Annotated in this window: 17 protein-coding genes and 1 tRNA gene; 15 read left to right on the top strand and 3 right to left on the bottom strand. The window is 65.0% G+C overall.

Annotated features, from left to right (window positions below; genetic code table 11):
* Window positions 1-353 precede the first annotated feature (353 nt).
* The 8 genes from JL811_RS10285 to JL811_RS10320 all read left to right on the top strand — a co-directional run bounded on the left by JL811_RS10285 (window position 354) and on the right by JL811_RS10320 (window position 7,674).
* On the top strand, window positions 354-938 hold the full coding sequence (locus tag JL811_RS10285; RefSeq protein ID WP_202688553.1) for a YceI family protein: 585 nt from the start codon (window positions 354-356) through the stop codon (window positions 936-938).
* A gap of 287 nt (window positions 939-1,225) precedes the next feature.
* Window positions 1,226-2,113 carry an SPOR domain-containing protein gene (locus JL811_RS10290; protein ID WP_202688554.1) on the top strand — a complete coding sequence of 296 codons (888 nt, stop codon included), beginning with the start codon at window positions 1,226-1,228 and terminating at the stop codon, window positions 2,111-2,113.
* A 22-nt stretch (window positions 2,114-2,135) separates the two neighbouring features.
* Window positions 2,136-3,314 carry a D-alanyl-D-alanine carboxypeptidase family protein gene (locus JL811_RS10295; protein ID WP_202688555.1) on the top strand — a complete coding sequence of 393 codons (1,179 nt, stop codon included), beginning with the start codon at window positions 2,136-2,138 and terminating at the stop codon, window positions 3,312-3,314.
* A gap of 1 nt (window position 3,315) precedes the next feature.
* Window positions 3,316-3,963: a dTMP kinase gene (tmk, locus tag JL811_RS10300; protein WP_202688556.1), complete on the top strand. Its 648-nt coding sequence runs from the start codon at window positions 3,316-3,318 to the stop codon at window positions 3,961-3,963.
* Window positions 3,960-5,102, top strand: a complete 1,143-nt coding sequence (locus JL811_RS10305; protein WP_202688557.1) for a DNA polymerase III subunit delta' — start codon at window positions 3,960-3,962, stop codon at window positions 5,100-5,102. The genes tmk and JL811_RS10305 overlap by 4 nt, the downstream gene beginning before the upstream one ends.
* A gap of 9 nt (window positions 5,103-5,111) precedes the next feature.
* Window positions 5,112-5,921 (top strand): TatD family hydrolase, encoded by an 810-nt coding sequence (locus JL811_RS10310; RefSeq protein WP_202688558.1) that lies wholly within the window; start codon window positions 5,112-5,114, stop codon window positions 5,919-5,921.
* On the top strand, window positions 5,921-6,739 hold the full coding sequence (locus JL811_RS10315) for an MBL fold metallo-hydrolase (RefSeq protein ID WP_237684921.1): 819 nt from the start codon (window positions 5,921-5,923) through the stop codon (window positions 6,737-6,739). The genes JL811_RS10310 and JL811_RS10315 overlap by 1 nt, the downstream gene beginning before the upstream one ends.
* On the top strand, window positions 6,736-7,674 hold the full coding sequence (locus JL811_RS10320; RefSeq protein ID WP_202688559.1) for an AEC family transporter: 939 nt from the start codon (window positions 6,736-6,738) through the stop codon (window positions 7,672-7,674). Before JL811_RS10315 ends, JL811_RS10320 begins: the two co-directional genes overlap by 4 nt.
* Before the next feature lie 242 nt (window positions 7,675-7,916).
* On the opposite strand, the gene JL811_RS10325 is transcribed toward JL811_RS10320, so the two are convergent.
* Both JL811_RS10325 and JL811_RS10330 read right to left on the bottom strand, forming a co-directional pair.
* Window positions 7,917-8,003 (bottom strand) — tRNA-Leu (locus JL811_RS10325).
* A 214-nt stretch (window positions 8,004-8,217) separates the two neighbouring features.
* Complete coding sequence (locus tag JL811_RS10330) at window positions 8,218-9,594, bottom strand: peptidoglycan-binding domain-containing protein (RefSeq protein ID WP_202688560.1); 1,377 nt, start codon at window positions 9,592-9,594, stop codon at window positions 8,218-8,220.
* Window positions 9,595-9,731: 137 nt separating this feature from the next.
* Here JL811_RS10330 and lipB point away from each other — a divergent pair, with 137 nt between their 5' ends.
* The 5 genes from lipB (at window position 9,732) to JL811_RS10355 (ending at window position 14,062) form a co-directional block, all read left to right on the top strand.
* Window positions 9,732-10,394: a lipoyl(octanoyl) transferase LipB gene (gene lipB / locus JL811_RS10335; protein ID WP_202688561.1), complete on the top strand. Its 663-nt coding sequence runs from the start codon at window positions 9,732-9,734 to the stop codon at window positions 10,392-10,394.
* A gap of 118 nt (window positions 10,395-10,512) precedes the next feature.
* On the top strand, window positions 10,513-10,923 hold the full coding sequence (locus JL811_RS10340) for a c-type cytochrome (protein ID WP_202688562.1): 411 nt from the start codon (window positions 10,513-10,515) through the stop codon (window positions 10,921-10,923).
* A gap of 246 nt (window positions 10,924-11,169) precedes the next feature.
* On the top strand, window positions 11,170-12,840 hold the full coding sequence (ctaD, locus tag JL811_RS10345; RefSeq protein WP_202688563.1) for a cytochrome c oxidase subunit I: 1,671 nt from the start codon (window positions 11,170-11,172) through the stop codon (window positions 12,838-12,840).
* Between the two features lie 124 nt (window positions 12,841-12,964).
* Window positions 12,965-13,552: a hypothetical protein gene (locus JL811_RS10350; protein ID WP_202688564.1), complete on the top strand. Its 588-nt coding sequence runs from the start codon at window positions 12,965-12,967 to the stop codon at window positions 13,550-13,552.
* A gap of 12 nt (window positions 13,553-13,564) precedes the next feature.
* On the top strand, window positions 13,565-14,062 hold the full coding sequence (locus JL811_RS10355) for a DUF2244 domain-containing protein (RefSeq protein ID WP_202688565.1): 498 nt from the start codon (window positions 13,565-13,567) through the stop codon (window positions 14,060-14,062).
* A gap of 118 nt (window positions 14,063-14,180) precedes the next feature.
* Here JL811_RS10355 and JL811_RS10360 read toward each other — a convergent pair whose 3' ends face one another.
* Window positions 14,181-14,660 carry a GatB/YqeY domain-containing protein gene (locus JL811_RS10360; protein ID WP_202688566.1) on the bottom strand — a complete coding sequence of 160 codons (480 nt, stop codon included), beginning with the start codon at window positions 14,658-14,660 and terminating at the stop codon, window positions 14,181-14,183.
* A gap of 234 nt (window positions 14,661-14,894) precedes the next feature.
* Here JL811_RS10360 and carA point away from each other — a divergent pair, with 234 nt between their 5' ends.
* A complete protein-coding gene (gene carA, locus JL811_RS10365; RefSeq protein ID WP_202688567.1) occupies window positions 14,895-16,061 on the top strand; it encodes a glutamine-hydrolyzing carbamoyl-phosphate synthase small subunit in 1,167 nt (388 codons plus the stop codon).
* Between the two features lie 306 nt (window positions 16,062-16,367).
* On the top strand, window positions 16,368-18,230 hold the full coding sequence (locus tag JL811_RS10370; protein ID WP_237684922.1) for a glycosyltransferase: 1,863 nt from the start codon (window positions 16,368-16,370) through the stop codon (window positions 18,228-18,230).
* Window positions 18,231-18,288 lie beyond the last annotated feature (58 nt).

An 18,288-nucleotide genomic window follows, 5' to 3' on the forward strand; every position in this document is an offset into this window, starting at 1 on the left:
TGCATTTCATAGGCCGGCCCATCCTGTCCGCGGGCCGTCCACGAGAGTCTGCACCGATGAAAAGGGGGGTGCGGCAGGAAGGCTGCCTTATAGAGGCGCTTTACACGCCCTGCAAGCCCGGATGCTGGGCCGGTTCGGACGTGTCGCGCGGCCCTTTCACCGGCCCGGACTGCCCGGCTTCGCGACGCTTGCGCTGCGCCCCGCCCGCCCTGCCCCCGGCAATGGTCCGTCAGGACGCCGGACACCCGCATGTGATGTGCATCTCCACTCAACCCTTGTTGGATTTTGCCGGATTGCCCCTGTTTCGCGGTCGCAGCATAGGAAGGCACATATATGATTTCAAAGGAGTCTCCATGAAACCCTTCGCCCTGTCCGCCCCGGTCCTTGCGCTTTCCGCGCTTCTGGCCAGCCCCGCCCTTGCCGCGCCCGAGGCTTGGGTGATCGACCCCAGCCACAGCCAGATCGTCTTTTCCTACAGCCATCTGGGCTATTCCACGAACTGGGGCATGTTCGGCGGTTTCGAAGGCGAAATCGCGTTCGATCAGGAAGATCCGGCGGCATCCTCGGTTTCGGTCGCCTTCCCGGTGCGGTCCATGCTGACCGGATGGGAAGGCCGGTTCGAGCATTTCATGTCGGCGGATTTCTTCGGGGCCGATGAGAATGATACGGTCAGTTTCTCCTCGACCACCATCGAGGTGACGGGTGACAATACCGCGATGATCACCGGTGATCTGACGATGAACGGCATCACCAAGCCGGTCGTGCTGGACGCTGTGATGAACCAGCTGGGCGATCACCCGATGGAAAACAAGCCCTGGGCCGGGTTCAGCGCGACCACCACGCTGCTGCGTTCGGATTTCGACATGGGCGCCTTTGCGCCCTTCGTGTCGGATGAGGTCGAGGTGCAACTCTCGATCGAGGCCACCAAGGCCGAGTGACGCCATCCGCCCTGTCCGCAGGGAGACAGCGACACAACTGCAAAGGCCGCCCGGCAGGGGCGGCCTTTCGTCCAGAAAGGACCAGGCAGATCGGGAAGACGGGCCGGAAAGCGGCGGCTGCATGATCTCGCCGGGCGGATGTCCGGCCGCTGCCCTTGGTCTTTCCTCTGCGCGGTGTTGCCGGTATGATAGATGCAATCCGGGGGAAACAAACCCGGGCCGGTCCTTGCGGGACCATCGGGCAAAAACGGGGCGCGGCACAGAATTCGCGCAGGCATGGGGCGAGAATGAAACGGGTGAACCATAGCGGGCTGATCGTCGCGGCATTGGCGGGGCTGATGCTTTCGGCATGCAATACAGAGAATAACCCCTTCACATCAAACGCAGATTCCGCTGATAGCGAAGGGGCGACAGCCGCCACTTCGGTGCGGCTGGTGGATCGCGATGTCGAGGCACCGCAGGTGTTTCAGGTCACCGATCAGGCGCTTTGGGACGGACGCCCCTCGCTTGGCGGCGTCTGGGTCGCGTCACCCGACGCGGTCGATCCCGAGCGGGTGATCCTGCGCAACCCGGCCAATGGCAAATTTGTGATCGGCGCACTGTTCCGGCGTGAACGGGTCAATCCCGGCCCGCCCTTGCAGATTTCATCGGATGCGGCGGCGGCCCTGGATATGCTGGCAGGCCAGCCCGCAAGCCTGAATGTCACCGCTTTGCGGCGTGAGGAAGTGCCGGTCGAGGCGCCTGACGCCTCGCGCCCGATCCTCGATGCGGCCGAAACGGTCGAAACCGCCTCGCTGGACGCGCCCGCCGCCGCCTCGGCGGCGCTGAACCGGGTCGAGGCGCAACAGGGCGTGACAGCAGAGGCGCCCACAACACCGGCTGCCCCGACGGTGACGGCTGCAGCCCCGGCCCGCCCGGCGGCCCCTGCCGCTGCCCCCACCAACGGCGCGCGCAGCCTGATCCAGATCGGCATTTTCAGCGTCGAGGCCAATGCCAAACGCGCCGCCGACACCCTGTCCAAGGCCGGGATCGCCGGGAACGTCCTGCGCGAAACCAGTCAGGGCAAGACCTTTTGGCGCGTAACTGCCGGGCCTGCAACGGCAGGCGGACGCGATGCCATGCTGACACAGGTAAAGGGGCTCGGCTTCACCGATGCCTATTTCGTCTCACGCTGACCGCGACAGAAAGGACCAATCCATGTTCAACCGTCTGCGCGCCCCTTTCGCGGCCACCACCCTTGCGGCCCTTCTGGCCAGTCTTGCGCTGCCGCCTGCGGCGCTGGCCTTCGAGACCAATGCCAGTGCCGCATGGGTCTATGACATGACCACCGGCACCGTGCTGATGGACAAGAATGCCGATGAGGCCCTGCCGCCTGCGTCGATGTCCAAGCTGATGACGCTGAACATGCTGTTCGAGGCGCTGCGCGACGGGCGGGTGACGATGGAAACCGAGTTTTCCGTCTCGTCCAATGCCCGCGCCATGGGTGGCTCGACCATGTTCCTGAATGAACGCGACCGCCCCACGGTGCGCGATCTGATCTACGGCATTATCGTTAATTCCGGCAATGATGCCTGTGTCGTCGTGGCCGAAGGTCTGGCGGGGACCGAGGCCGCCTTTGCCCAGCAGATGACCGAACGCGCGCGCGCGCTTGGGATGTCAAACTCGGTCTTTGCCAATGCCTCAGGCTGGCCGCATCCCGATCACCGCATGTCGATGCGCGATCTGGGCATCCTGTCGCGCCGCCTGATCGCGGAGTTCCCCGAATATTACCCGATCTTTGCCGAAACCGAATTCAACTATGCCGACCGCGCCCCGGCGAACCGCTTCAACCGCAACCCGCTGCTGACGCTTGGCGGCGGGGCGGACGGGCTCAAGACCGGGCATACGAACGAAGCGGGCTATGGGCTGGCGGGATCGGCCAAACAGGGCGACCGGCGGGTGATCTTCGTCATCACCGGACTGCAAAGCGAGACCGCGCGCGCCGAGGAAAGCGAACGCATCGTCAACTGGGCCTTCCGGCAATTCGTGCTGAAAACCGTCGTCAAGGCCGGGGTGCGGCTGGCCGAGGCCGAGGTCTGGCTGGGTTCCGCCCCGAGCGTCGGACTGGTCGCAGCCGAGGATGTCACGATGCTGGTGCCCGCGCTGGTGCAGGAGGGGGTCGAGGCCGAACTGAGCTATAGCGGCCCCTTGCAGGCACCGATGCGCGCCGGAACGCAAGTGGCCGAACTGGTGGTCCGCGTCCCCGATCTGCCCGAACGGCGGATCCCGTTGTTCACCGAGTCCGATATCGGGGCGGGCAGCTATCTTCAGCGGCTGGGCGCTGCGGCCGAATTGCTGCGCGCGCGCTTTGCCGATGCGGGCGAACCGGCCTCCTGAAATGGCGCAGACTTCGGCCGGGCGCGGCCTGTTCTTCAGCTTCGAAGGCATTGACGGCTCGGGCAAAAGCACGCAGGCGCGGCTTTTGCACAGCGCCCTTGCCGCGCGCGGGCTCGACACCGTCCTGACGCGTGAACCCGGTGGCAGCCCGGGCGCCGAGGAAATCCGCAGGCTGGTGCTGGAGGGCCGGGCCGACCGCTGGTCGCCGCAAAGCGAGATGCTGCTGTTCACCGCCGCGCGCCGCGACCATCTGGAAAAGACCGTCCTGCCCGCGCTGGACCGGGGCGCGGTGGTCATCACCGACCGCTTTGCCGACAGCACCCGCGCCTATCAGGGCATCGCGCGCGACGGGGGCGCGGAACTGCGCGGTCTTGTCGATGACCTGCACCGCCTGATGATCGGGATCGAACCCGACCTGACCTTCCTGATCGACATTCCTGCCGAAACCGGGCTGGCCCGCGCCGTGGCGCGCGAAACGGCGGAACTGCGGTTTGAGGGCATGGGACTGGACCTGCAACGCCGAATGCGCGCCGGGTTCCTTGATCTTGCCGCGCGCGACCCGGACCGCTTTGCCTGTTTCGACGGCGACCGCGACACCGACCGCATTGCCGCCGATGTGCTGGCCCGCGCACTGGAGCGTCTGGCATGAGCCGCGCGCCCAAGGCCGCCCCGCCCGAGGATTTGCCCGAACCCGACCGCGTCACCGGCGCGCCCCATCCGCGCGAAACCCTGCGGCTTTACGGACAGGAGGCCGCCGAAGCGGGCTTTCTGTCCTCCTTCAATTCCGGGCGGCTGCATCATGGCTGGCTGATCACCGGGCCGCGCGGTTTCGGCAAGGCGACACTGGCCTGGCGGATCGCGCGCTTCCTGCTGGCCACACCCGATGATGATGGTGGCATGTTCGCCCCGCCGCCCCCCGACCGGCTGGACATTCCCCCCGACCACCCGGTGATGCGCCGTTCGATGGCCGGGGCTGAGCCGCGCCTGTTTCATCTGCGCCGCGCCTGGGATGACGAGAAGAAAAAGCTCAAGACCGTCATCACCGTTGATGAGGTCCGCAAGATGAAAGGCTTCTTCACCCTCTCGGCCAGTGATGGCGGACGCCGGGCCGCGATCATCGACAGTGTGGATGAGATGAACCCGCAGGCCGCCAATGCGCTGCTGAAACTGCTGGAAGAACCACCCGAAGGCGCAACCCTGCTGCTGGTCTGCCATCAGCCCGCGCGCATCCTGCCCACGATCCGGTCGCGCTGCCGCGAGTTGCGGCTGGCCCCGCTGTCGCCCGGGGCGATGGCCGATGCGCTGGCCGATGCCGGAACTCCGCCAGAAGATCCCGCCGCCCTTGCCCAGCTTTCCGGCGGCTCGGTCGGTGAGGCGATCCGTATCCTGAACCTTGACGGGTTGAACCTTTACCGGGGGCTGGTGCAACTGTTCGCCACCCTGCCCCGGCTGGACCGGATGCGCGCCGCCGCCCTTGCCGATCTGGGCGCGGGCCGGGGTGCAGAGGAAAGCTTTGATTTGATCCTGACGCTGATTGATCTGTTCCTTGCCCGGCTTGCGCGTGCGGGCACTTTGGGCCAAACCGCGCCCGAGGCCGCCCCGGGCGAGGCTGCCCTTCTGGCCCGGCTGGCCCCCGATCCGCGCGCGGCGCGTGGCTGGGCCGATCTCGCGCAGGGGCTGGCCGCCCGGGCCAGACGCGGACGGGCGGTCAACCTTGACCCTGCCGCCCTTCTCATGGATATGGTGCTGAGCATTGACGAGACGGCGGGACAGCTCGCCCGAGGGTAAGCCCGAAGCATGACTGCCGAACCAACGACCCAGCCACCGCACCTGACCGACAGCCATTGCCATCTGGATTTTCCGGATTTCGAGGGTGAGGTCGATGCCGTCATCGCCCGCGCCCATGCCGCAGGCATCCACCGCATGGTCACGATCTGCACCAAACCCGGTCAGGAGCCCGCCGTGCGCGCGCTGGCCGAGGCGCATCCGTCACTGTGGTATGCTTACGGCCTGCATCCGATGCAGGTGGGCAAGCAGCCCCCCGTCTCGGTTGCGGATCTGATCGCCGTCGCGCAGCATCCGAAAATGGTGGGGATTGGCGAAACCGGTCTGGATTACCATTACACCGCCGAGACGGCAGTGGCGCAACGCGACAGCCTGCGCATCCATATCACGGCGGCGCAGGAAACCGGCCTGCCGCTGATCATCCATGCCCGTGCGGCGGATGAGGACATGGCCGAGATCCTGACCGAAGGTTTCCGCGCCGCGCCCTATACTTGCGTCATGCATTGCTTTTCTTCGGGGGAACCGCTGGCCCGCGCCGCGCTTGATCTGGGATTCTACCTCTCGATGTCGGGCATCGCGGCCTTTCCGAAATCGCAGGAGTTGCGCGATATCTTTTCGCGCGCGCCGCTGGACCGGATTCTGCTGGAAACAGACAGCCCCTATCTGGCCCCGCCCCCGCATCGCGGGCGGCGCAATGAACCGGCCTATACCGCCCATACCGCACAGGTGGGTGCTGATATCTTCGGCCTGTCACTCGCGGATTTCGCCGCCGCGACCGAGGCGAATTTTGAACGGCTGTTCACCAGGGTCAGGCCCGCCTGATGGCCCGTCCGTTGGAACGTCTGCGCTTCACCATCCTTGGTTGCGGATCCTCGGGCGGAGTGCCGCGTCTGGGGGGCGACTGGGGCGATTGCGACCCGGCCAATCCCCGCAACCGCCGCCGCCGCTGTTCGATGCTGGTCGAACGGAGCGGGGCAAAAGGCGTGACGCGCGTGCTGATCGACACCTCGCCGGACATGCGTGAGCAACTCCTGACAGCAGGCATCGGCACGCTGGACGGGGTGGCCTTCACCCATGCCCATGCCGACCATACCCATGGCATCGACGATCTGCGCCAGATCGTCTTCAACCGCCGCGCGCGCCTGCCGGTCTGGGCCGATGGCCCGACGCAAGACGCGCTGACGGCGCGGTTCGGCTATGCCTTCGTGCAGCCCGCAGGGTCTTCCTATCCGCCGATCCTCGATCTGCATGCCATCGGGACCGAGCCCTTCACGGTGGACGGGGCCGGAGGCGGGGTGACGCTTGTGCCCTTCGCCGTCGGCCATGGTGCGATCCCCTCGCTGGGGTTCCGCATCGGCGGGCTGGCCTATCTGCCGGATGCCGTGACCATCCCCGAGGAAAGCTGGGCGCTGCTGGAAGGGCTGGACTGCTGGGTGGTCGATGCGCTGCGCCGCAAACCGCATCCGACCCATGCCCATCTGGCGATGACGCTGGACTGGATTGCCCGGGCGCGCCCCGCCCGCGCGGTGCTGACCAATATGCACAATGATCTGGACCACGATGCAGTGATGGCCGAAACGCCCGATCACATCATCCCGGCCCATGACGGCATGGTGATCGAACTGGCAGCCCCGCAATGAACGCGCTGCTGGATGTCATCCTGCCGGTTTTCCTGATCATCGGCGCAGGCTATTTCGCGGCGTGGAAAGGTATCGTGTCCGAGGCCGCCGTCGACGGGGTGATGAAATTCGCGCAGAATTTCGCGATCCCCTGCCTGCTTTTCTCGTCTATGAGCCGTCTGGAACTGGGCACCGCCTTCGTGCCCGGACTGATCATCAGCTTTTATGCCGGGGCACTGGGGTCAGGGGCCATCGCCTTTGTTCTGGCGCGGCAGTTTTTCGGGCGCAGCGCGGTCGATGCGCTGTCCATCGCCTTTGTGGCCAGCTTCTCGAACACGCTGCTGATCGGCCTGCCGATCACCGAACGCGCCTATGGCGCCGAGGCGCTGGCGGGCAATTATGCGATCATCGCAGTGCATTCGCCGTTTCTTTATGCCGTGGGTATCACGCTGATGGAACTGCTGCGCGCCCGGGGGCATGGGCTGTCAAAGCCGGCCCTGCTGCGCCAGATCCTGCGCGCGATCTTCACCCAGCCGCTGGTTCTGGGCATCACGGCGGGGCTGATCGTCAATCTGACCGGCCTGCCCCTTCCCGGCGTCGCCTGGAACGCGCTGGACATGATGGTGCGCGCGGCAATTCCGGCGGCGCTGTTCGGGCTGGGGGGGGTGCTGCTGCGCTACCGCCCCGAGGGGGATATGCGCATGATCGCCGTGGTCTGCGCCCTGTCGCTGATCGTCCATCCCGCGATCACCTGGGGGCTGGGGCGCTTCGGTTTCGGGCTGACCACCGATCAGATGCGCTCGGCCGTCATTACGGCGGCGATGGCGCCGGGGGTCAATGCCTATCTCTTTGCCGATGTCTATGGCGCCGCGCGGCGGGTTGCAGCCTCGTCAGTGCTGCTGGCCACGGCCGGAACGATCCTGACCGCCTGGGTCTGGCTGCATATCCTGCCCTGACGCGCGCGCCCGGTCTTCTCATCGATCATATTCTCGGCGGGAGTGAATAGGGGGGTGAATTGACCGCGCGAGCGGACAAGCGGGGCAGACAGCCCCCTGCGACGCGCGGTCCGGCACACAAGCGCCCTCGGGCCATGCCCGCAGCCGAACACACAGTCACAGACTGCATTCTGCGTTCCTGCCGCTAATTTTCTGGAAAATCTCACCCTCCGCCGGGCGAAGGCTCACCCTCAGGGGGTGAATGGTGCGGTCGAGAAGACTCGAACTTCCACTCCGGTTAAGGAACAGCGACCTCAACGCTGCGCGTCTACCAATTCCGCCACGACCGCACTGTCGGTGACGAGCGGGGTCTTAGCGAAGCGCGGCGCGGAAGGGAAGATCAATTCTGAGCCTCTCCGCATTTTTCCGCAGCCCTGCCCGGCGCAATCAAAAGGGCGCCCGGCGGTTGTGCCGCGGGCGCCCTTTCTGTGGTCGCATCATCAGGTCAGAGCCAGTCGCATGCCGCCCTGTCCTGAGGGGTCAAGCGCCCTGTCCGGCTGACACTCAGGGTGTCGCAGAGGGCGTGGTGACGCCCGGCACCGCAAAACTGGGCAGGCCCGACGAGGCCGGGATCGGCGCATTCGGCACGATGGTGCCCGGCACCTGCCGCCCCGCCGCCGAATAGGCCGCGAGCCGAACAAGCGCTGCGCGATCGGCCATTCCCGGCGCAAAGACCGGGGCTGCGCCAGCCGCCTCGGCATCATGGCCCATATCGAACCACGGCAGCGCCAGATCGGCACGCTGCGCCGCCCCGATGCCCGAGATCAGGTGATGTCCCGGCAATTCGCCATAGCCCTGTTCCCCCAGCACCGAAAGAACCAGCGCCGAACCGATGGCCACATCCATATTGTCGGTCACATAGCCGACCCCAAGGCAGATCTTGGCCGTTCCCGCCAATTGGGCAGGCGCCATGCCCGACCCCAGCACGAATCCCGAAACCCCTTGCATCACCTCTTCGCGGCTTTTGACCGAAACAGCGGCAACATGATCCTTCAGCACCGGGCCCAGACCGGCACATTGCTCGGTAATCTGTTGCGGAGTGAAGCCTGAAATCTTCGCGACCAGATCCTCCCCCTGCGCGATGGCATAGGTGCGCGCCAGACAGAACTGTTCCGACAGGGTGAAGGCGGGATCGGTCATTGTGACCTGCGTCACGAAACCGCCGTTGGAATTGGTGACCAGCGACACCTTGTTGCAATGCGAGGCCAATGAGGCCTGCTGTGCCCCCTGCCCCATGAAGGATGGCAATCCCGTCCCCAATGCCGACGCTGCGGGTGTTGCTGTCGCACCGAATTGCGGGACGGCGGACGCCACCGGACCCGTGCCTGCCGCAGCGAATCCCATCGCGGCCCCCGGGGCCTGCGCTGCCGCCGCCATCTGCCCGGCATTCTGGGTAACCCCCAGCCGTTCATCACGATAACCGATCAGCAGGCCCTTGGCACCGCGCGGGTTCTGCGAGATCTGTGCCATGGTCGCAGCCCCGCCCGCCTGTGCGCGGTAATAGGAACTGACCAGCAGATCCCGCTCAAACGCGTTCAACTGCCCGTTGGGCACGAATCCCAGTGTCGCCTGATATTCCGAGATTGCGGCGCGCGATTTCGGCCCGATGGCCCCGTCGGGCGTCCCGACAGGAAAGCCGAAATAGTTCAGGGCAACCTGAACCTCACGATTCGCGGTGCGGGTCGCACTGCTGGCCGTGGAACGAGTCGAACGCTGCGTCGTCGTGCGGCGCTGGTTCTTGTTGGCATGGTTGACGATCGCCCCGCCGATGATGCCGCCGACGATACCCCCGACCAATCCGCTATCGGCCGCTGCCTGCTGCACCGGCACCACGACAAGTGCCGCCGCGGCACAAAGACTTGCAAATCCCTTGAAAGCCATTTTCAACACTCCGAAGTCAAATGAACTGAATCTGATGCGCGAAAGCGTAGCATGACCCCTTGGCCCTGCGAAGCGCAATTATCACGGGGTGGTGACGACCGCGCCCCCTGAACGGGGCGGGAAGGAAGGAAACGAAAATGGAATGGCGCGTGTTTGAGGGGCTGGCTGATTATCCCGAAACCCTTGCGGCCATGGAGGCCCGGGTTGCCGCAATCGCGGCAGGCACCGCACCCGAGGCGGTCTGGTTGCTGGAACATCCGCCGCTTTACACCGCTGGAACCTCGTCCGATCCGGCCGATCTGGTCTCGCCCGACCGCTTTCCGGTGCATGTCGCCGGGCGTGGCGGGCAATATACCTATCACGGGCCGGGCCAGCGCGTCGCCTATGTCATGCTGGATCTCAACCGGCGCGGCCGCGATGTGCGCCGCTTCGTCTGCGCGCTGGAAAACTGGGTGATCGCGACGCTTGCCGAGTTCAACGTGACGGGGGAACGCCGCTCGGGCCGGGTCGGCGTCTGGGTGGATCGCCCCGACCGCCCCGGCCCCGATGGCCGCCCCGCCGAGGAGAAAATCGCCGCCATCGGGGTGAAACTGCGCCGCTGGGTCAGTTTCCACGGCATTTCCATCAATGTTGAGCCTGATCTGTCGCATTTTGACGGGATCGTGCCCTGCGGTATCCGCGAACACGGGGTTACAAGCCTTGTCGATCTGGGCCTGCCGGTGACGATGGCCGATCTGGATGCGGCGCTGATGCGCTGCTTTGCCGATCACTTTCCCGACCCGCCCCCCGCGACAGATTGAACCCGCATACGAATCGCGCTGGAAAGCGCCGGGTGGCGCGCTTATCTAGCGCGGTGAGAGCCCGTTCCGGCAGCGGCTCTTCTCCCTGTCGTGACGGCCGGTGCCAATGAGGTAAGTGATGTCCAGAGCCCTTGTGATTTCCTGTGTTGTCCTGTCCGCGCTCGGCGCTCCGCTCCATGCCGGTGATCCCGTCGCGGGAGAGAGGGAGTTCGGCAAATGCCGGTCCTGCCATGCCGTCGTCGCCCCCGATGGCACCGAAATCGTCAAGGGCGGGCGCACAGGCCCCAATCTTTACGGTGTGGTAGGCCGGGCCGTCGGCAGCACCGATTTCCGCTATGGGGCCTCGATGGCATCGCTGTCGGGGTCCGGTCTGGTCTGGACCGAGGCCGAGATCGACACCTATATCGTCGACCCGCAGGCCTGGATCGCGGCCAAGACCGGTGATTCCGCTGCCAAATCCTCGATGACCTTCCGCCTGCGCAAGGGCGGTGCCGATGTGGCGGCCTATCTGGCCTCGGTCGCGCGCTAAGGCGCGGCATTTTCCACACTGAAACCCCTCATGACGGGGCCGCCTCCTGCCCGGAGGCGGCCCTTTTGCCGTTTTGCCACGGACGAATCGCCACACGGTCCGCGCAGGGGCGCATCAGCGGTGGATTTTATGGCTCTGCGTCAAAGTCACCGATTGCCGCCGCCGCAGCAGCGAACTAGAACAAGACCATCAGCGGCGGGATCCCCGGATCCCCGCCGCACGGGATCATTGCAACGGGAGGCACGTATGGCCGACGCAGCCATTCATGGCCACGACCATGACCAGCGCGGGTTCTTCACCCGCTGGTTCATGTCCACGAACCACAAGGATATCGGTATCCTTTATCTGTTCACCGGGGGGCTTGTCGGGCTCATCTCGGTGATCTTCACCGTCTATATGCGCATGGAGCTCATGGAGCCGGGCGTCCAGTACATGTGCATGGAAGGCGCGCGCCTGACGGCTGCCGCGCTGGAAGACTGCACGCCCAACGGGCATGTCTGGAACGTGCTGATCACCGCGCATGGCATCCTGATGATGTTCTTCGTCGTGATCCCGGCGCTGTTCGGCGGTTTCGGCAATTATTTCATGCCGCTGCAGATCGGCGCGCCGGATATGGCCTTCCCGCGCATGAACAATCTCAGCTACTGGATGTATGTCGCGGGCACCGCGCTGGCGGTGGCTTCGGTGCTGACCCCGGGCGGTAATGAGCAACTGGGTTCGGGCGTGGGCTGGGTGCTCTATCCACCGCTGTCGACCAATGAGGGCGGCTATTCGATGGATCTCGCGATCTTCGCGGTCCACCTGTCGGGTGCCTCCTCGATCCTCGGCGCGATCAACATGATCACCACCTTCCTGAACATGCGCGCACCGGGCATGACACTGCACAAGGTGCCGCTGTTCGCCTGGTCGATCTTCGTCACCTCATGGCTGATCCTGCTGGCGCTGCCGGTTCTGGCGGGCGCGATCACCATGCTGCTGACCGACCGCAATTTCGGGACGACCTTCTTTGACCCGGCGGGCGGCGGCGACCCGATCCTGTATCAGCACATCCTGTGGTTCTTCGGCCATCCGGAAGTCTATATCATCGTCCTGCCTGCCTTCGGTATCGTCAGCCAGGTCATTGCGACCTTCTCGCGCAAGCCGATCTTCGGCTATCTGCCGATGGTCTATGCGATGGTGGCAATCGGTGTTCTGGGCTTCGTCGTCTGGGCGCACCACATGTATACGGTAGGCATGTCGCTGACCCAGCAAAGCTACTTCATGCTGGCGACCATGGTGATCGCGGTGCCCACCGGCATCAAGATCTTCTCTTGGATCGCCACCATGTGGGGCGGCTCCATCGAGATGAAAACCCCGATGCTCTGGTGCTTCGGCTTCCTGTTCCTGTTCACCGTGGGCGGCGTGACCGGCATCGTGCTCAGCCAGGCGGGCGTCGACCGGGCCTATCACGACACCTATTACGTCGTGGCGCATTTCCACTATGTGATGTCGCTGGGCGCTGTCTTCGGGATCTTCGCCGGGATCTATTACTGGATTGGCAAGATGTCGGGCCGGCAATATCCGGAATGGGCGGGCAAGCTGCATTTCTGGGCCATGTTCATCGGTGCGAACCTGACCTTCTTCCCGCAGCACTTCCTGGGCCGTCAGGGCATGCCGCGCCGCTATATCGACTATCCCGAGGCGTTTGCCTACTGGAACTGGTGGTCGAGCGTCGGGGCTTTCCTGTCCTTCGCGTCCTTCGTGTTCTTCATCGGAATCGTCTTCTACACGCTGAAGGCCGGCAAGCGGGTCGAGCAGAACAACTACTGGAACGAATACGCCGACACGCTGGAATGGACCTTGCCCTCGCCGCCGCCCGAACATACGTTCGAGCAGCTGCCGAAGCAGTCGGACTGGGACAAGGGCCACGCGCACTGATCCCGTGACAGATGCGGAAGGCCCCGGAGCGATCCGGGGCCTTTTGCTTTGGCCTCTTTCCCATCGTCCCGCGATCCGAGGGAACGCCGATCCTGCCCCAAGCTGAAACGGAGCCCCTGCCCCGATGATCCTGTCGCTTTACCTTTCCGTTCCGCTGCTGGCGCTCTGGCTGGTTCTTCCCCTGCTGATGCGCCCGGCCTTCCGCAATGCGGGTCTGCCGCCCATGGCGGCGGCTACGGCCGTTCTGGCGCTGCTGTTCAGCGCGGTGATGGTCCTGCTGTCGGGTGACGGATCCGGGCCAGCCGATCCTGTCGCCGGGATGCCCGACAGCAAGACAACAGACCTGCCTTTTGATCATCGCGGCTCAGGGCCGGGTCTGCTGCTGGATCTGGGGCTGGTCGGGCTGGCCCTGTCGGGAACGGCGCTGCTGGCCAAGGGGTTGATGCAGGGGGCAGCGCCCGGATTCGGCCTGCGGTTGCGGCGCTGGATGGCGGGGCTCGGGGCCTATGCCTTCCATGCCGGAACCGGGCTGATCGCCTTTCTGGCCTTGCGGCCCGCCGATCCTGCTGCGGCAGATGAGGCAGCACTGCAGACGGGTCTTCACTGGACGGATCAGACGGGAACAATTGCCGGGGCGCTGCTGTTCGCAGGGGCGGGGCTGGTGGTGCTGGCGCTGCTTTTGGCATTGCTGCGGCGGCTGCGCCGTAACTGAACAGGTGCTTTGATGCCCTATGAATGGCTTCCCCCCGAACCCGGCCCGGACGGCCCGCATCACCGCCTGCATCTGTGGCCGCACCGGTCCTTGCCCCGGCGCGGTTTCGTGCTGTTCATCGGGGCCACGGCGGCGCTGATCGCGCTGCCGCTGCTGGTGGTCATCGGCTCACCCGTCCTTTGGGGGCTGCTGCCCTTCTTCTGTCTGGCGCTGGCCGGGATCTGGATCGCGCTGAGGCGCAGCTATCGCGATGGTCAGATCCTGGAAGAGCTGCGCCTGACCGGCGACCGTCTGTTCCTGACCCGCCATGGCCCGCGCGGCGCAAGGCAGGACTGGGAGGCGAACCCCCATTGGGTGCGGATCGAACGCCATGAAAAGGGCGGTCCGGTGCCGCATTACCTGACACTGAGCGGCGGGCCCCGCCGGGTCGAGATCGGCGCCTTCCTGTCCGAAGCGGAACGTCTGCGGCTGGAACCCGAACTGCGACAGGCCCTGTCTGCGCGGCGTTGACCGGACCCTCCGGTATCTGTGCGTCTGCCATGCCTGCACCCCGGCGCGTCTTTGCCGCCTTGGAGAGGCCTTCCTGCGGGAGGCCTTCACCCCGCCGGAAATCAGCCCCGCCCGGGGATCAGCTCAGCCGGGATTTGACCATCGGGCCGACAGCCGCGAAATCCATCTGCCCGGTGTAATGCGATTTCAGCTCACCCATCACCTTGCCCATGTCCCGGATGCCCGAAGCCCCAACGGCCGTGATCGCCTTGCCGATCGCGGCGTCAACCTCTTCGGGGGAAAGCTGCCGGGGCAGGAATTCCTCGATCACCTTGATCTCGTCCAGTTCCTTCTGCGCCAGTTCCAGACGGCCGCCCTCTTCATAGACGCGCGCACTTTCCTGACGCTGCTTGACCATGCGAGACAGGATCGCGGTGATCGCGGCCTCATCGACGCCGCCTTCACCTTCGGCATTTCCGGTGCCACCCTCTTGCCCGCGTAGCGCTATTTCACGGTCCTTGATCGCGGCATTGATCAGCCGCAGCGTCGAGAGCCGGTCCGCCTCCCGCGCGCGCAGGGATTCCTTCAGGGCGATCTGAAGTTTCTCGCGAAGTGTCATTCTGGGACCTCTGGCTGACATCATGATGTGCACCCCGGCAACAGGCCGGGTTTGGGGCCGGACCCGCAGCGGACCCGGAAAGCCATGATCCTATCCGATGCACCGATCCGTCGCAACCATCGGCATTGTCGATAAGGCATTGATTTTTATATATATTCCATTTCACCCCCTGGCCTTGACCCCAGCCGCCCCTGCCCGTAGTGTCCGCGAAATCCGGCCAGAGAGAGTCGTCCCATGCCCCATTCTTCCGATAGTTCTGCAATTCCAACCGCTTGCCTTGCGCTGGCCGATGGCACGCTGTTCTATGGCAAGGGGTTCGGCGCGGTCGGGGAAACGGTGGCCGAACTGGTCTTCAACACCGCGATGACCGGCTATCAGGAAATCATGACCGATCCGTCCTATGCCGGGCAGGTCGTCACCTTCACCTTCCCGCATATCGGCAATACCGGTGTGACCCCCGAGGATGACGAGACGACCGATCCGGTTGCCGCCGGAATGGTCGTGAAATGGGACCCGACCGAGCCGTCGAACTGGCGCGCTGCGGGAGAGTTGACGCAATGGCTGGCCGCCAAGGGCCGTATCGGCATCGGCGGGCTGGACACGCGCCGCCTGACGCGGGCGATCCGGCAGCAGGGCGCGCCGCATGTGGCACTGGCGCATGATCCGTCCGGCAAGTTCGATATCGAGGCGCTTGTGGCCAAAGCACGCGGCTGGAAAGGTCTGGTCGGGCTGGACCTTGCCAAGGATGTGTCCTGCACCCAAAGCTATCGCTGGGATGAAAAACGCTGGGCATGGCCCGAAGGCTATACACGGCGCGAAGGTCCGGGTCTGCGCGTGGTGGCCATTGATTATGGCGCGAAACGCAATATCCTGCGCTGCCTTGCCAGCGCAGGATGTGAGGTGACCGTGCTGCCCGCGACCGCCACGGCGGCCGATGTTCTGGCGCAGAATCCCGAAGGCGTGTTCCTGTCCAATGGTCCCGGCGATCCGGCGGCGACCGGCGATTACGCCGTGCCGATGATCCGCGGTGTGCTGGAGGCCGATCTGCCGGTATTCGGCATCTGTCTGGGCCATCAGATGCTGGCGCTGGCGCTTGGGGCCCGGACCGTCAAGATGAATCACGGTCATCACGGCGCGAACCACCCGGTCAAGGACATGGAGACCGGCAAGGTCGAGATCACCTCGATGAACCACGGTTTCACCGTGGACAGCCAGACCCTGCCCCAAGGCGTTCGCGAAACCCATGTCAGCCTGTTTGACGGGTCGAACTGTGGCATCGCGGTCAATGGCAGGCCGGTGTTTTCGGTGCAGTATCACCCCGAGGCAAGCCCCGGCCCGCAGGACAGCTATTACCTGTTCGAACGATTCGCCGAGGCGATGCGCGCCCGCCGCGCGGCCTGATCCCCGCCGGGACAGACGCGGGCGCCCGTATCACGCAGGCGCGCACCTTTTCACCCTCTTTCCAGATCTGGTGGCCCATTCCGCCCCTTCCGCAACCTGTGGAAGGGGAGCTGGTGGGCCAAACTAAATTCCTGTGGATATCTCTGGGGTTAACTATCCGTTAACTCCGCGCCCCCGAGGCTGGGCCTCTGGCCGGGCTCTCCGGTGTTTGATCCCGGGGATGCCATGGTTGCCCTGAAATACGGTTTCCCGCCTTCTGGCGCGAAGGTCCAGGGTGCCGTTGCCCCGGCGTCCCTGACGGCTCCGATGACAGGAACTGACGCCACGGCGACAGGTGAAACCGCGCGCAGGCTGCGCCGGATGCCGGTTCCCCCGGCGCATGGCTTCGGTGTCTCGCTGCTGAAACAAGGACTTGTTTCCGCGCAAACGCTGGTTCTGGCCCTGACATTGCAGCGGCGTCATGGCGGCAGGCTGGCCGATATCCTGCTGGCGCAGGGTCTGATCGCCCCTGACCTTTTGCATATGGCCATGTCGCGCTACTGGTCGCTGCCTCTGATCGACGCCGATCGCCACCCGCCCGATCCGGGTCTGGTTGAGCGGCTGGGGCCGGTCGATTGCCTGCGTGAGGGGCTATTGCCGATCCGCAGCAACGGACAGGTCACGCTGGTCGCTACCGCCCGGCCCGAGGATTTTGCCAGGCATCACCCCTGGCTGACCGCGCGGCTTGGCCCTGTCATGGCGGCGCTGATGCCGGCCGATCAGATCGAAACCGCGCTGCGGGTCGGTTTCGGCGCAAGGCTGGCGCGGCGGGCCGAGGAACGGGTGCCTGCCGCCGAAAGCTGCCGCAACTGGCGCAGCGGGCCGATGGCGCTGCGGGCCGGGCTGGTCCTTGCGGTTCTGGCGATGGCAGTATGGCTTGCGCCGCTTTCATTGGGGCTTGCCCTTGTGATCTGGGCCAGTGTGACACTGCTTCTGACGACGCTGTTGCGACTGGCGGCCCTGATCGCCGCATTGCGACCGGCCCCATCCGCCCCCCCGCCCGTGCCGATCCTGCGATTGCCTATGGTCTCGGTCATGGTGGCCCTCCATCGCGAGGATGATATCGCCCCGCGCCTGATCCGGCGGCTGGAGCGGATAGATTATCCCCGCGATCTGCTGGATGTGCTGCTGGTGGTTGAGGAAAAGGACAGCGCAACGCGCGCAGCACTGGCCGGGTCAGGCCTGCCGCAATGGATGCGCGTGGTTGTGGTGCCCGACGGGGTGCTCAAGACCAAACCCCGCGCGCTGAACTATGCGCTGGACCTGTGCCGTGGGTCCATCATCGGCGTCTATGATGCCGAGGACGCACCCGAACCCGCGCAGATCCACAAGGTGGTCACGCGGTTTCACCAGCGTGGCCCCGAGGTGGCCTGCCTGCAAGGCGTGCTGGATTTCTACAACAGCCGCACCAACTGGCTGTCGCGCTGTTTTACGCTGGAATATGCGACATGGTTCCGCATCATCCTGCCGGGTCTGGCACGGCTGGGGCTGGTCATTCCGCTGGGCGGCACAACGCTGTTCTTCCGCCGCGCCGCCTTGGAAGGCTTGGGCGGATGGGACGCCCATAACGTAACGGAAGATGCCGATCTGGGCGTGCGGCTGGCCCGGCATGGCTATCGCACCGAATTGCTGGATACCGTGACCGGCGAGGAAGCGAATTGCCGCACCCTGCCCTGGATCCGGCAGCGGTCCCGCTGGCTCAAGGGCTATATGGTGACATGGATGGTGCATATGCGCGATCCGGCCCTGCTGTGGCGGCAATTGGGGGCATGGCGCTTTGCCGGGTTCCAGATCCTGTTTCTGTGCACGCTGTCGCAATTCCTGCTGGCGCCGCTGTTGTGGAGTTTCTGGATCATCGCCTTCGGCATGGATCATCCACTGGCAAACATCATGCCGGGCGGGTCGATGGGTTGGCTGCTGCTGTTCTTTCTTGCAACCGAAGTGATCGGAATGCTTGTCAATCTCGAAGGGCTGCGCCGGATCGGATACCGGATCAGCCCGTTCTGGGTGCCCAGCCTGCATTTCTATTTTCCGCTGGCCGCACTGGCCTCATACAAGGCTTTGTGGGAACTGGTTCTGCGCCCGTTTTATTGGGACAAGACCAGCCACGGGCATTTCGATCCGAAATGACGACGCCCGCTGCCCATGCCAGCGCCCCGCCGCAAGGACCGGCTGCCACGCGGGCCCA

The sequence above is a fragment of the Szabonella alba genome (assembly GCF_016765775.1).
In the GTDB taxonomy this organism is placed as follows: Bacteria; Pseudomonadota; Alphaproteobacteria; order Rhodobacterales; family Rhodobacteraceae; genus Szabonella; species Szabonella alba.